The following is a 14529-nucleotide window of genomic DNA, read 5'->3' as shown; positions in this document are numbered from 1 at the left end:
ACCAAGGTCATTTTATGAACAAAGTCATTCAAAGGTGGAGTGATAACAAATGAACAATGTCATAATTATTGGTGGCGGTATTGCTGGACTTTGCGCAGCCATTTCCTTACAAAAATAGGAATAGAAGTAAAAGTATATGATAAAAACAATGAGCCTACTGTTGCTGGTGCGGGTATTATCATTGCTCCAAATGCAATGCAAGCACTTGAGCCATACGGAATTTCTGAGAGAATAAAAAAATTCGGCAACGAAAGTAACGGCTTTAAACTTGTATCCGAAAAAGGAACTATTTTCAATAAATTGATTATCCCATCTTGTTATCCCAAAATGTACTCTATTCATAGAAAAGATTTACATCAATTGCTACTTTCTAAACTACAAGAAGATACTGTCGAATGGGGAAAAGAATGTGTAAAAATAGAACGAAATGAGGAAGACGCCTTAAAAATAGTATTTCAAGATGGTAGTGAAGCATTTGGCAATATACTGATTGCTGCCGATGGTATTCATTCTGTCGTTCGAAAACAAGTAACACAAAGGGATAATTATCGTTATGCAGGATATACGTGTTGGCGTGGCATAACTCCTACTAATAATCTTTCTTTAACAAATGATTTTATTGAAACTTGGGGAACGAACGGTAGATTTGGTATCGTCCCTCTTCCCAACAACGAAGTATACTGGTATGCGCTCATAAACGCGAAAGCTAGAGATCCAAAATACAAAGCTTACACAACAGCAGATTTATATAATCATTTCAAATCTTACCACAATCCCATACCATCTATTTTGCATAATGCATCGGACGTTCATATGATTCATCGTGATATTGTAGACATTATGCCAATGAATCAGTTTTTTGAAAAACGCATCGTTTTTATTGGGGATGCTGCCCATGCACTTACTCCGAATTTAGGCCAAGGTGCTTGCCAAGCAATTGAAGATGCGATTATTTTGGCTGAATGCATCAAAAATAATGCCCATTATCGTCAAGCATTTATAGAATACGAACAAAAAAGACGGGATAGAATTGAAAAAATCTCAAACACTGCGTGGACAGTTGGAAAAATGGCGCAAATAGAAAGTAAACCTTTAACTATAGTAAGAAATGAAGTAATGAAACGCATTCCAAAATGGATTTCTGAAAGGCAAGCACATGAACTATACAACTTTCATTTATAATAAAAATGAGAAACAGCATTCTCTATCCTTCTTTCAATTACATTAAACTTAATCATGAAGTAAGATTTTATTTGAGATTATCTATTAAACAGATATAATTGTTTGTGTTAGGAGTAGATTATATGCTGAGAGAAACGAGAAAAAAAGAATTAAAAGAACTTATATTCCTAAAAGCAGTACAACTCTTCCAAGAACGTGGGTACGAAAATGTAACGGTTCAAGATATTACTACTGCATGCGGGATTGCAAAAGGAACTTTCTTCAATTACTTTCCGAAAAAAGAAAACATATTATTATTTTTAGGTGATTCTCAAATTGAACTATGGAATGAAAGTTTAAAAACATATGCAAATGTAGAACATCCAAAAGAAAGAATTAAACTTGTTCTAGGAGACTTACTAGACCGTTTTACTGGACATGGTGATTTAATGAAGCATGCCGTCTTTGAGATTATAAAGTCTAATTACTTAGTAGAAAATGAAGTAAAAAGTATACAGCAGCTACAAAAAGGTTTGTCTTCAATTATTACAGAGGCGAAAGAGACAGGAAAATTAAACAGTCAATGGGATATACATATTATCACTTCTACTATTATGAGTACTTATTTTTATACATTAATGTCCCATTCACTATTACATGCTAATGAAATAAACGCGAAAAATACACTCAACCAACAATTAGATGTTGTTTGGGAAGGGATCAATCAAAAGTGATAGAGGGCTTATATTACTAAGCCCTCTTCTTACGATGCGCCCTCCCTCCTTCTCTCCAAAAATGTAATGCTCTCAATCACAACTTCCGTTATATATATTCTCTTTCCTTGATTATCCTCGTAATTCCTCGTATGAATACGTCCAGTAATTCCAACAAGTGAACCTTTCGTACAATATTCAGTTACATTCTCAGCTGACCTTCTCCATACGACGCAATTAATAAAATCTACTTGCTGCTCACCTAAGCTATTTCGAAAACCTCTATTCACCGCAACACATACGCGTGCATACGCGACGCCTTGCTTTGTGTAGTATAATTCTGGCTCCTTTGTCAATCTACCGATTAATACAACTCGATTCATCATAAGTTATACCACCTCTTATATTTTTCTTCATTGTAAAGAAAAATATATGAAGGGTAAAAAGCTTAAAATAATATACTTTATAATAAAAAATATATTTTTATATCTTATAAAAACTAAAAAGAAACCTTACATACTTTAAACATGTAAGGTTTCAAAAATTATACTTCACTGCATGAAATGTAATATCCTCCGCGGGCCATCTTTACTTCCGCACGATATAATACTTCTTCTAAGTAGAAAGTTATCGGTTTTACTTTACTCTCAAATTTCAGTTGTTCATTACATTCAGCTGCATAACTTTCAATAGCTGAAGTAATAACTTCTCCCGATGGATACGTTAAAGCATCATCTAGTTCTATGAAAAAACTTTTAGAAAATAGTTTTTTCATAATCCCTTTCTTCTCTTTCATCATATTCCATCCCCTTCAATTTAAGGTTACCAACATCCATATTATACCACATCATCAATATATCTTTGAAAATAAAAAAATCCTGCATTTTTCACGCAGGATTTTTTTATTAGTCATTTTTCGTAAAGTAAGAAACGAAACGAAGAATTTCTAAGTATAACCATACTAATGTAAGCATTAGTCCCATCGCAGTGTACCACTCCATATATTTCGGAGCTTGACTACGTACACCATTTTCGATTAAATCGAAATCTAGTAATAAGTTTAATGCAGCAACTACGATAACAACTGCACTAATAATAATACCGATCGTACCACCTTGGTGAATGTACGGAACAGTTACACCAAACATGTTTAGTAGAAATACGACTAAATACATAACCATAATTCCAAGTGTTGCTGCCATCACGCCTGTACGGAATTTATCCGTTACTTTTACTACGCGTGTTGCATATAACACTAACATCGCAAATAGAATTGAGATTGTTAGTAATACAGCATTTAAAACGATAGAATCGCCAAACTTCATTGTATAAACAGCTGAAATACTACCTAATACAACCCCTTCTACCGCCGCATAGATTGGTGCACCAAAAGGTGAAATACGCGGGAAGAACATAGACGCAAATGCGATGATTGCCGCAACGATTAAAGCGCCAATTAATACTGGCATCTTCATCGTACCCTCTATCATCTGTATGTATGAATAGACAGACGTTGCAAGTAGCAAGATAAGCATAATAAACGTTTTGCCTACTGTTCCGCCAATAGTCATCGCAGAAGCACTTGCTCCTTCTTTACGGAATGCCTCTTTTTTCAACATTGGATTAGATGTTCTCATTTTTTCCCTCCTAAAATAGGTTCTACCAATAGTGTAAAGTTTTTCTCTTTACTTTTCAATATATGCAGCTTGTTTTTATTTTAATCCTTCAACAATGTCGGATAGTTCACTCCATCTTTCCATCGTTTTTTCTAACTCTTCTTCTGTTTTTTGCTGTGCTTCAGACAATTCTTGCGCTTTCGTAAAATCAGAACCAACATTCGCAAGCTCTTCTCCAATTGATTCTAGCTTTTCTTCAAGTTCCGCAATTGTATCTTCAATTGTTTCCCATTCGCGCTGCTCGTTATATGAAAGTTTACGCTTACGTTGTTGTTTCGGTGCTTCTTCTACTACTTTTTTCTCTTTCTGTACTTCCGCTTTCTCAATAAGTTCTCTCGTTTTTTCCATTTCTAAGTAATCCGTATAACTACCTAGAAATTCGCGCACTTCTCCTTCTCCCGTAAAGATGAACAATTCATCTACTACTTTATCTAAGAAGTAACGGTCATGCGATACAGTTAAAACGACACCTGGGAAATCTTCTAAATAATCTTCCAACACCGTTAATGTTTGTGTATCTAGATCATTCGTAGGCTCATCTAGTAATAGTACGTTCGGTTCTCCCATTAATATACGTAATAAGTATAAACGTCTTCTTTCACCGCCAGATAATTTGCCAAGAGGTGTACCATGTGAATGTGGCGGGAATAAGAAACGTTCTAACATTTGAGACGCACCAATTACTTTTCCATCTGTCGTATGAATAACTTCCGCAATTTCTTTAATGTATTCAATCATACGTTGATTTAAATTCATTTCTTCATTTTCTTGCGTATAGTAAGCAATTTTTACTGTTTGTCCAACTTCAATTTCACCACTATCAGGAGATATTTTACCTGCAAGCATATTTAATAGTGAAGATTTCCCGCTTCCATTCGCTCCAATAATTCCGATACGATCGCCTGGTTTCACGATATGATTGAAGTTGTTTAATACTGTTTTATCGCCAAATTTTTTCGTTACATCTTTTAACTCAAGTACTTTTTTCCCAAGGCGACTACCGCTAAGCGCAATATCAACTGACTGTTTTGCAGCTGGACCTTCTTGACCTTTTAACTCTTCAAATCGTTGAATACGTGCCTTTTGCTTTGTCGAACGAGCTTTTGCACCACGGCGAATCCACGCTAGTTCACGGCGATATAAGTTTTGACGTTTTGATTCTTGCGCAAGTTCTTGTTCTTCACGAAGTGCTTTCGCTTCTAAAAACGTACTGTAATTTCCTTCATAACTATACAATTTTCCATTATCTAATTCGAAAATACGATTCGTCACACGATCTAAGAAATAACGATCATGGGTTACAAGTAATACCGCACCTGTGTACCTTGCTAAATATTCCTCTAACCACTCAACTGTCTCATGGTCAAGATGGTTCGTAGGCTCATCTAAAATTAATAGATCCGGTGTTTCAATAAAACACTGCGCCATCGCAATACGTTTTTTCTGTCCACCAGATAAATTTCCAACAATTGCTGTGAAATCAGTAATTCCTAATTTCGTTAATAACGATTTTGCATTCGCATTTGCTTCCCACGCACTCATCGCATCCATACGTTGTTGCACTGCAAATAATTGTTCCTGTACCTTTTCATTACTTGGATCTTTTTCGATATGTAATAGCGCCTTTTCATAATCACGAAGAAGACGAATTAAAGGTGTATCACCATGGAAGACTTGCTCTAATACTGTTAATTGTTCATCAAACTCTGGTTGCTGTGATAAATAACTAATTGTATATCCACGTGAATGAGTCATATCACCTGTATCAGGAATTTCTGCCCCTGCAATAATTTTTAATAAAGTTGATTTACCAGTACCGTTTACACCGATAATTCCGGCACGTTGTCCTTCTGCAATACTAAATGATAATCCATCAAATAACGGTTTTTCTCCATATGATTTTGATAAGTTTTCCACAGTTAACATTTTCATATTTGTGCATTCCACTCTTTCATAAATTGTTCAATAAACTGTTCCATATAACGATGACGAACTTCCGCCTCTTGTTTTGCTGCATTCGTATTCATTAAGCCTTTTAGTTTTAAAAGTTTTTCATAAAAATGATTTAAAGATGGGTCATTATTTTTTCTATATTCATCTTTCGTCATCACTTCACGAGGAGGAATAGTTGGATCATACATTAATCTCCCTTTCGCCCCGCCATACGCAAATGTGCGAGCTATTCCAATTGCACCAAGAGCGTCTAAGCGATCTGCATCTTGAACAATCTTCCCTTCAATTGACTCCACTTTACCGCCATGACCACCTTTATAAGACATATTGGCGATAATATGAAGAACATGCTTACTTTCCTCTTCTTCAACATGTAACTCTTCTAACCAATCAGAAACTTTTTTCATTCCTGCTTCTTCACTTTCATTTAACTTCTCATCTGCCACATCGTGAAGTAATGCTGCCATTTCAATTATAAAACGATTTCCTCCTTCTTGCTCGGATAAAGAAATCGCCAGTTTATGTACGCGCTCAATATGATACCAATCATGCCCACTCGCATCTTTTTCTAAAATATGTTTTACAAAAGTAATTGTTTTTTCTATCTTTTCTTGTTTTGTCATTTTATCTTCACCCAGTTACTTATTGTAACACGCCCGCATTTTTTCATCACATATTTTCTTGTCCGCCCATACACTAGGTGGTAGGCATCATCATGAAGGAGGAATAAATATGTTCTATAATAATCAACCGCCTTACCCACAACAACCATTTTACCCTCAGGCGCAGGAACAAGAACAAAGATATACAGAACAATATGAAGAACAAGAGCAACAATATGAAGAACAAGAGCAACAATATGAACAAAATCCATATGCAGCGCCACAAACTCAAGAACAACAATTTCAGCAAAATCCATATGACACACGTCCAAGTTACGAATATCCTCAAAATCCATATGCAGTACCACAAACTCAAGAGCAACAATTTCAACAAAATCCCTATGTAGCACCGCAAACTCAAGAACAACAATTTCAACAAAATCCATATGTAGCAACACAAACTCAAGAACAACAGTTTCAACAAAACCCATACCCAACTCAGCCACAACAACCTCAATATCAACAACAAATGTATCAACCAAACTACGACGCACGTGTCTCACCACCTAAACCACCAACAGTAGATATTACACAACCACAAATTTTACCACCTGGACCAACATTAGATATTACACAGCCACAAATCTTACCACCTGGACCAATTACAGAACCAACGCAACAACAAATTCAACAAGTTGTCGGTACACAGTTCTTACCTTTAAAGAAACCTGTACTAGATTTCGTAAAACCTTGGGTAGATTACGGTTTAAATGAAGCAAAACATACATCACATAAACACGCTTTAACAGAAGTTGCTGCCATTATGTTTTTAGTTGGGAAAGGATTCAATCCGACGATTGCACATTATATTGTGGAATCTTGGGAGAAGAATGAGCAGTTTTAGAGGTTTTTATTCTCACAAAACTATAAAAGTGTCACAAATGCCTGGTTTATAGCATTTGTGACACTTTTTTGTTTGTTATGTTAAATGTCATTTCAATAGTGAATTACTGCAGTTACCTTTTCTTCCTAGGACCTATAATTAATTTAATCGCCGTTCTTTCTTGTTCATTAATCGTAACCTCTTGAAATGCTGGAACGAAGGCTAAATCGATACCACTTGGAGCAACAAATCCTCTTGCGATTGCTATTGCTTTAATCGCTTGATTTAAAGAACCAGCCCCAATCGCTTGAATTTCTACATTGCCACTTGTTCTTAGTACACCTGCTATTGCACCTGCAACTGAATTTGGGCTTGATTTTGAAGATACCTTTAATATATTTTCCATGTAAGTTGCTCCTTCTATAATTTAATCGTTCTTTCGTTACGGTTTAAAATATTTCAACGTATCTTTTACTATTATTCACACCAAAAGCAAACAATGCTACATATGTACATTCATTCGATACTTTTCGTCTTCTTCCTGCCCATCTACATAAATAAAAAGCGATAACTAAAGACTCTAATATACCAACATTCAAATCATAGAAATTCACTACTCGATAACATTAGTGCAACTGAAGATAATAATGTTTCCTTTTCAAGTGAAATTAATATAATAATCATTTCTCCTATACTTCAATCTATTAAGAACCTCGGCTCATTTTTCTAGCAATTCATTAACCTCCTTCAAAAATTTCACAAATAATATCCTAATACTATATTTCATTATTTGAGCACGTTATCTTCCAAATCTATTATCTTTTCTTCTATATAGTACAAGCATACAAACAAATTTCCTCCCATTTACATAAACTACTATGTGTCTTAAATCTATGAATAATAGGAGGTAATAGATTGAATCCTCACTTTCATTCTTCAAAATCGTTTAAAAGATGTTCCTGCCCCTGTCCCCCCAGCTCACATAAACCATCCGGTCCAGCTTATGGGACTTTTTGGCAAACTGAATTTATAACTGTTTCTTTTGGCGATCCTTTTCCATTTAATCACTTCGGCCCTATAGCAGGAGGAGTTTCCTTACTAAATCCTACTACTATACAATTTAGTCAAGCTGGTGATTATAGAGTTTCTTTCATTTCAACTATTAACACTACTTTAAATCCTGTATTTCCACATATTCCAGTCATGACTATATTCTTAAATAACAATCCCCTTGCTAATAGCCAAGGAGATTTCGCAATTCAAATGACTAATTCAGCAAATAACGAATGTCTTCAACTCGTTGGTGAAACAATTGTTACGGTACCAGAAAATTCTACCATTCAACTTAGAAATAACAGCGGTTTTAATAAGCAAAAAATTGTAACTTGTGATAATGGTATAAATTCACTTGAATTAACTGTAACAAAATTAAGTAAATAAAAAGCCGCCTTAGATTAAGATGCTAGCTCAGCATCTTTTTTAATAACTAATCCTCTTCTTCAATTTCTAATCTCTCTTATAGAACATAAACGCCCACTGATTATTATCCCGCAAATAGCGGGATAATAATCAAAAAAGTGCAGAAATCTTTCTAACACAAGATTTCTACACTTTTATATTAATATCTATTCGTCCTTACTTCTCCACATAAACCGACTTAACAATTGTACGATTATAAGGCAGTCCTTCTTTATTCATCCCTTTTATATCCATCGTAACGTTATATACTCCTGGTTGCTTTATGTCCTTCAAAGCACCAGTAAATGTATTGTTATTAACATTTTGCAATTCATTAAATTCAGAGACTAGTTTCCCTTCTTCATTCACAACTCTTACTGTTATGGAAAGATCCCCTTTCATTTCAGGTGCTACAGGTGATTTTTTCAGTTTATACTCAGGTTTATTTACTTTAACTTTGGTAGGCATTTGAAGAACAAATGGTGCGTCATTCTTGTAATCGCTTATAACTAGATATGCATCTTTCGACTGCTTCGCCATCATTTTAACTTTCCATTCTCCTACATCCATTTTATCAAATTTAAATGTTCTAATTGTTGCACCACCAAAGAAAGATTCTTCTTCACCAGTAGTTATAACGCTATCCTTATTTGTATACATTTTTCCTTTTGGTGATATCATTTGTACTTCTACATTAGACGAAGCAGTTAATATAGAAACGATTCCTTCTGACTTTTTATCAACTGTAACAGTTTGCTCTATCCACTGATTTTGTGGCAATTCTCCGCCTAAAATGTTTTGGTTTGAAGTTGTATTTAATTGTTCTATGTTTTCATTTGAACTAGTGCTGGATGCTACTAAAGCTGGTACGGCTACATTTGATGTACGTAAATATGGTTCAATTCGTGAGAACACAGCAGATCCTTTTCGTATATTATCATGATCAAATCTGGAATCTGTAAATAAATGAGTTCCATACGGCAACTTAGCACTCCACTCATTTACTAGTCCATCATTTGAACCGTATGATGACAAATATAATCCGCCCATGGATAACGCCGAGAATACAGGGCCCCAACTAGTTCCCGTAACTGTATAATAACGGTTTAATTTAGCTGCTGGATTATTATCAATCGTTGAACGAAATTTTGCCATTTCACCCATTTGTAATGAGTACGTACCATCATCTTTTTGACCTAATATAGAGGCAAGCCATCCCGCCCACCAACTATATGATAAATCAGCTAAGTTTGATCCATGATGTGGTGTCGCAAGCGTGATAACATTTCCGACAAATCGATTTGCACCATATCCTACTAATGCAGCCTGTGTATCGATACCGCCTTTACTATGTGCTACAATATTAACTTTTTTACCGAAATGATTATATATTTCTTCTAATTTTTGTGCTAACAATTTTCCGTTGTCCCACTGACTAGCTGATCCTTTTCCAGCAGCATCATATAATTGTATAAATACTGTTTGATAGCCTGCTTTCAAAGCATAGTCATACATATCATTTATATCGTGATACACTGTCTTTCCATACCAACTATCAGCATTCCCATTCCTTCCTTGTACAAAAAGAATTGGAGGTTTATTCTCATCATAATTTGCAGGTTTTTGCCCTAAAAACCAATCTCCAGGTGTAAAGACTTCTTGATTTGGAAAGCCTGTTTTAAGCTCTTTTACAACTTCTGCTTGCACATTTGTGCTAATCATTGGAACCATGATAAAAAATACAATTAGTAAGGCAACACATCTTCTCATCAATCGCATGTTACTCCCCCCACTTTTTTTGAAAGAAGGTGCTCTTTGTAATTTTTTATCTTCTTTCTTAATACTAGATAATCTTTTTACTTAAACAAAATCTTGTCCCTATTCTCAAGAGATTACTAGTACCCCTTCTTCCTTAACACACGTTATTCTCTTTGTTTCTATCTCTTCCTTTTGAGAGAACACTATAAAAAAGTTTCTCAATAATTGTTAACCGTACTAAATCCAAATATCTCTTAATCATCATTGTCTATATAAAGTATACAAATCTTGAAAAAACTTTAGAAAAATAACACTTTATTACTACCTAGTTATAAAAAAAGAGGAATGAAGATATGTACTTTTATTTAATTTAATACAAAACAAACGAATAGAGGCTTATGCTGTAAGACTTTCCTACGCCGAAAGATTAAACTGAAATTTCTAAATAGATAATAAGGTTTTCAGAAACATATATTATGATAATTTTCGCAGACTTGAATTAAACTTTTAGAAGTACTAACCTAGCGGTGAGCAGAAGAAAATTCTGTAAAAAGAAAGGAGAATGCTTTATGTTGACCAATTTACAAAAGGAGTTTTTTAAACGACTAAAAATTCCTGTAAAAGAAGTAACATTTGATGATTTAAATGAAATCCTCTTAAAGATGGGCTTGATTCTTCCCTATGAAAATCTCGATATTATGGCTGGTACGATTAAAGATATCTCAAAAAAGAACTTAGTAGAAAAATTACTTATTCAAAAACGAGGCGGTCTTTGTTATGAATTAAACTCCTTATTGTATTACTTTTTAATGGATTGTGGGTTTCAAGTATATAAAGTAGCTCGTACTGTTTATGATCTTTACGATAATAAATGGAAACCCGATGATGGTCATGTCATTATCATATTAAATCATAATAATAAAGATTATGTTATAGACGCGGGTTTTGCATCTCATCTACCTTTACATCCAGTCCCCTTTACCGGAGAAGTCATCTCTTCTCAAACGGGAGAATATCGAATTCGCAAACAAACGACCCGAAAAGGTACACACATTTTAGAAATGAGAAAAGGAGCTAACGGGGAATCTACAAATTTCTTGCAATCTGAACCTTCAGATGAATGGAAAATAGGCTATGCCTTTACTTTAGATTCAATAGATGAGAAAAAGGTGAATAACATTCAAAAAGTGATTGTGGAACATAAAGAATCTCCTTTTAATAAAGGGGCTATTACTTGTAAATTAACTGATTATGGGCACGTATCATTAACAAATAAAAATTATACAGAAACCTTTAAAGGCATCAAAAATAAACGACCAATAGAATCAAAAGATTATGCTCGCATTCTTCATGAATCTTTCGGAATAACACAAGAAAAATATGTAGGAAAAACACTAGAAAGAGGCTAGTTGACTAGAATTATTTCATAATAAAGCAGATTCCATATTTAGAATCTGCTTTATTTTATATTTTGTTATAAAGGAATTTATTTTTGCTGGTACCCTTTAATTTTCAATGATATACTCATCATCATATTTATCATATTGGAGGCCTGATCCTATTTTTGATTCCGTAACTTGATCTCTTAAAAACGGTGCAGCTTCCATTTTGCTAGTTGCAATTTCAATTCCATATTTTTTCGTTAAATGGGCTAATTCTATTAAAAACCACTCTCTTCGTAATGTGACTGGAATATCAAATGTTCTTCTTTTCATATATAATAGCACCTCTTTAATTTTCATAACTTAAAAAACATTATAGTATATGCATGTCCATTCTAAATGTGCTATTACTAAAATAACATTTTAGTTTACATAAAATAATTATGTATTAGTAGAAAGAGGCTTGTCCTCCTCTTTCTACTGTAGAGATTTAAATTAAGAACATCTTGGTACACCTAAAGCTAAGAATAAACCTGCTACTCCCGCAGTAATCGGTACTTTTAACGTAATTACATCGTCTACCTTCGTTACTAAAAAGTAAGCATTACCTTCTTGTAATATACAATTCACTAACAATTGAAATTCCATTCAAATCCCCTCCTTTCAATCGATATATTATACTTTATGAATTTTGTTTAAAAAGGTAATAGGAAATATATCTATTTTTTCTTATATATTGAATAAATGTTTATAAGTCTATTAAAAATACTAATTTTCTAAATTTATATAAATCGTGTAATATCCAATAAGTTCCTATATAATCAATAGTGAAAATCTTACAAATGGAGGTATAAAAATGGCAATTTTGAGTAATATTGGTGCAGCTTTATTTTTTATTGCTTTTATTCTTTTAGTTCTATGTATCATTTCATTCTTTAAGAAAAATGGAAAAGCAAAACAATATGGTCGTCCTACCGTTATTCTTTTTATGCTTTCGATTCTCTTAACAGGAATGGGCACTACAAAATCTGAACACCCAGTCATCGATTTTTTTGCTACTTTAAGTTTAATTTTATTTATTTTTTTCCTTGTTCTAGCAATCTTATCCGTAATTAAAAAGACAGGTGTAGCAAAAAAACAATTTATTATCACTGCTATTTTATTTGTCATTTTTGGTGCGTTATCAAGCATTTCAAACCCTACTTCTGAAAAAACAGCAGCAACTAGTAAAAAAGTTACTTCTAACAATGCAGAAGAAAAAGAGAGCGAGAAGAAAAAAGAACTAGAAAAGAAAGAAGCGGACGAAAAAACTCAAAAACAAGAAGATGAGAAGCGTCAAGCTGAAGAACAAACTCGTAAGCAAGAGGATGAAAAACGTCAAGCCGAGGAACAAGCTCGTAAACAAGAAGATGAAAAACGTCTCGCTGATGAGCAAGCTCGTAAACAACAAGAAGAACAAAAGCGCCAAGCTGATGAGCAAGCTCGTAAACAACAAGAAGAGCAAAAACGCCTCGCTGATGAGCAAGCTCGTAAACAACAAGAAGAGCAAAAACGCCAAGCTGATGAACAAGCTCGCAAACAACAAGAAGAGCAAAAACGCCAAGCTGATGAACAAGCTCGTAAACAACAAGAGGAACAGAAAAAAGCACAGCAAACTCAAACACAACCTGCTTCAGGAAATACTAGTAGTGCATATTACAAAAATTGTGCTGCAGTTAGAGCTGCTGGGAAAGCTCCCCTATATAAAGGACAACCAGGTTATGCCTCACATCTTGATCGTGATGGCGATGGAGTTGCATGTGAAAAATAGTAGTAAAAAAGAAGCTTCTAGTAAGCTTCTTTTTTACTACTACGTATAGTTATTATTCTTCCATTCTTGTAAGCCATATATCAATTCAAATTAGCATCTTATTTTTTTAATGCTTGTAATATTAATCATTAACTGGAGCAATACTCCAATTTATTATTTCAAGATTTTTCACCTCTATTTTTCCTTTGACAAGAACATGTGGAATTAAGTGAAACATCCCAAATCTTCTACCCTTTTCATATTCCTCCCTGTAATATTCTTTGGTGCAGGTATTTAATTGCTTTAATTCTCTATATTCATTAAAGTTGATGATTTCTATTTCGCATTCTTTTAATTCTCTATTTGGTCCACCCCAATTATGCTTTGAGTACTTGTATATTGCCATACACTGACCCTTCAATGCGCTAATAGGAACTTTATAAAACAGTTTATTTGTATGAAGGTTTATTCCTATTTCCAGTAATACTTTATAAATCTCATAAGGATGCAATGGTAAAAAATGCACAACATCATTCCATAAACATTCTAGTTTTGGTATTTTACGTGTTAATAATTTCTCCCTGTGAGGATGATCTTTATATTTTTGTATATACTCACCGTATAAATTTGGATATACACTTTTCAATTCATTTAATGGGATTAAACATTCTCCTTTTAGTTCTTCTGGTACCATATGATAAACATATTCCATAAAAACCTCCTATAAAAGATATACTTCCTATCCCAAAATTCTTCGCCATCTTTTCTATAATGTCCTCTGTTGAAGAATAATCCTATTATTCTCAAATCAGACACATAATAAGTGATTTCAATCACCACGTTGTTTTTTCATTTATCGCTATTCTTAATTTAGATATTACATTTAAACTTTATGGAGGCATTCATATGGAACATATATTTACTGAAACTTCTATTGTTGGTGAGATTGTTACACAATTTCCGAAGGCTAGTGATCTTTTTAAATCATATAAAATAGATTTTTGTTGTGGCGGTAATAAGCCACTTATTGATGCAATTCATGAAAGAAAATAATATTTTATTTCCGCGTGCCATTACAAAGGCATAAATAAAAGCATGACATGAGTAGCAATGCTCATGTCATGCTTTTATTCACGCTTCATCATCCTCTCAAT

At 33.8% G+C, this 14529-nt stretch carries 15 protein-coding genes and 2 pseudogenes; 7 read left to right on the top strand and 10 right to left on the bottom strand.

Translation table 11 applies throughout. The annotated features are described in order from the left end of the window. The first annotated feature begins 49 nt into the window (after positions 1 to 49). A pseudogene (locus tag PDQ68_RS01210) lies at positions 50 to 1182 on the top strand (FAD-dependent oxidoreductase). A gap of 122 nt (positions 1183 to 1304) precedes the next feature. After that, a complete protein-coding gene (locus PDQ68_RS01205; protein ID WP_000943165.1) occupies positions 1305 to 1895 on the top strand; it encodes a TetR/AcrR family transcriptional regulator in 591 nt (196 codons plus the stop codon). Between the two features lie 29 nt (positions 1896 to 1924). On the opposite strand, the gene PDQ68_RS01200 is transcribed toward PDQ68_RS01205, so the two are convergent. The 5 genes from PDQ68_RS01200 to PDQ68_RS01180 form a co-directional block, all read right to left on the bottom strand. Beyond that, entirely contained in the window at positions 1925 to 2260 is a 336-nt protein-coding gene (locus tag PDQ68_RS01200; protein ID WP_000982033.1) for a single-stranded DNA-binding protein, read from the bottom strand. 158 nt (positions 2261 to 2418) lie between these two features. Further along, complete coding sequence (locus PDQ68_RS01195) at positions 2419 to 2673, bottom strand: DUF4318 domain-containing protein (RefSeq protein WP_000975124.1); 255 nt, start codon at positions 2671 to 2673, stop codon at positions 2419 to 2421. 106 nt (positions 2674 to 2779) lie between these two features. Next, complete coding sequence (locus PDQ68_RS01190) at positions 2780 to 3511, bottom strand: Bax inhibitor-1/YccA family protein (RefSeq protein WP_001260642.1); 732 nt, start codon at positions 3509 to 3511, stop codon at positions 2780 to 2782. Between the two features lie 75 nt (positions 3512 to 3586). Continuing rightward, the gene (locus PDQ68_RS01185) at positions 3587 to 5482 is read right to left on the bottom strand and encodes an ABC-F family ATP-binding cassette domain-containing protein (RefSeq protein ID WP_014893791.1); all 1896 of its coding nucleotides are present in this window, start codon (positions 5480 to 5482) and stop codon (positions 3587 to 3589) included. Further along, positions 5479 to 6126: an HD domain-containing protein gene (locus PDQ68_RS01180; RefSeq protein ID WP_000165941.1), complete on the bottom strand. Its 648-nt coding sequence runs from the start codon at positions 6124 to 6126 to the stop codon at positions 5479 to 5481. Before PDQ68_RS01180 ends, PDQ68_RS01185 begins: the two co-directional genes overlap by 4 nt. A gap of 109 nt (positions 6127 to 6235) precedes the next feature. Here PDQ68_RS01180 and PDQ68_RS01175 point away from each other — a divergent pair, with 109 nt between their 5' ends. Beyond that, positions 6236 to 7009, top strand: a complete 774-nt coding sequence (locus tag PDQ68_RS01175; protein WP_270786565.1) for a hypothetical protein — start codon at positions 6236 to 6238, stop codon at positions 7007 to 7009. Between the two features lie 112 nt (positions 7010 to 7121). Here PDQ68_RS01175 and spoVS read toward each other — a convergent pair whose 3' ends face one another. Continuing rightward, entirely contained in the window at positions 7122 to 7394 is a 273-nt protein-coding gene (gene spoVS, locus PDQ68_RS01170) for a stage V sporulation protein SpoVS (protein WP_000427805.1), read from the bottom strand. Between the two features lie 509 nt (positions 7395 to 7903). Between spoVS and PDQ68_RS01165 the strand changes: the two genes are divergently transcribed. Continuing rightward, positions 7904 to 8428: a hypothetical protein gene (locus tag PDQ68_RS01165; protein ID WP_016717346.1), complete on the top strand. Its 525-nt coding sequence runs from the start codon at positions 7904 to 7906 to the stop codon at positions 8426 to 8428. Between the two features lie 195 nt (positions 8429 to 8623). Here the strand turns inward: PDQ68_RS01165 and PDQ68_RS01160 are convergent, their stop codons facing one another. Further along, entirely contained in the window at positions 8624 to 10225 is a 1602-nt protein-coding gene (locus PDQ68_RS01160) for an esterase/lipase family protein (RefSeq protein ID WP_001238713.1), read from the bottom strand. A 548-nt stretch (positions 10226 to 10773) separates the two neighbouring features. Between PDQ68_RS01160 and PDQ68_RS01155 the strand changes: the two genes are divergently transcribed. After that, positions 10774 to 11613 carry an arylamine N-acetyltransferase family protein gene (locus PDQ68_RS01155; protein ID WP_061182446.1) on the top strand — a complete coding sequence of 280 codons (840 nt, stop codon included), beginning with the start codon at positions 10774 to 10776 and terminating at the stop codon, positions 11611 to 11613. Positions 11614 to 11709: 96 nt separating this feature from the next. Here the strand turns inward: PDQ68_RS01155 and PDQ68_RS01150 are convergent, their stop codons facing one another. Further along, complete coding sequence (locus tag PDQ68_RS01150) at positions 11710 to 11919, bottom strand: hypothetical protein (RefSeq protein ID WP_000830253.1); 210 nt, start codon at positions 11917 to 11919, stop codon at positions 11710 to 11712. A 162-nt stretch (positions 11920 to 12081) separates the two neighbouring features. Further along, positions 12082 to 12234, bottom strand: a complete 153-nt coding sequence (gene exsG, locus PDQ68_RS01145) for an exosporium protein ExsG (protein WP_000395674.1) — start codon at positions 12232 to 12234, stop codon at positions 12082 to 12084. 208 nt (positions 12235 to 12442) lie between these two features. Between exsG and PDQ68_RS01140 the strand changes: the two genes are divergently transcribed. Then, on the top strand, positions 12443 to 13396 hold the full coding sequence (locus tag PDQ68_RS01140) for an excalibur calcium-binding domain-containing protein (protein WP_270786564.1): 954 nt from the start codon (positions 12443 to 12445) through the stop codon (positions 13394 to 13396). A 121-nt stretch (positions 13397 to 13517) separates the two neighbouring features. On the opposite strand, the gene PDQ68_RS01135 is transcribed toward PDQ68_RS01140, so the two are convergent. Further along, complete coding sequence (locus tag PDQ68_RS01135; protein WP_061182769.1) at positions 13518 to 14087, bottom strand: hypothetical protein; 570 nt, start codon at positions 14085 to 14087, stop codon at positions 13518 to 13520. A 194-nt stretch (positions 14088 to 14281) separates the two neighbouring features. Between PDQ68_RS01135 and PDQ68_RS01130 the strand changes: the two are divergent. Continuing rightward, positions 14282 to 14422, top strand: a pseudogene (locus tag PDQ68_RS01130) (DUF542 domain-containing protein); the annotation flags it as partial. Positions 14423 to 14529 lie beyond the last annotated feature (107 nt).

Source organism: Bacillus cereus group sp. Bc010 (assembly GCF_027716745.1).
In the GTDB taxonomy this organism is placed as follows: domain Bacteria; phylum Bacillota; class Bacilli; order Bacillales; family Bacillaceae_G; genus Bacillus_A; species Bacillus_A pacificus.
Note: the sequence above shows the minus strand (reverse complement) of the source record. Positions and strands in the feature narration are given on the sequence as shown.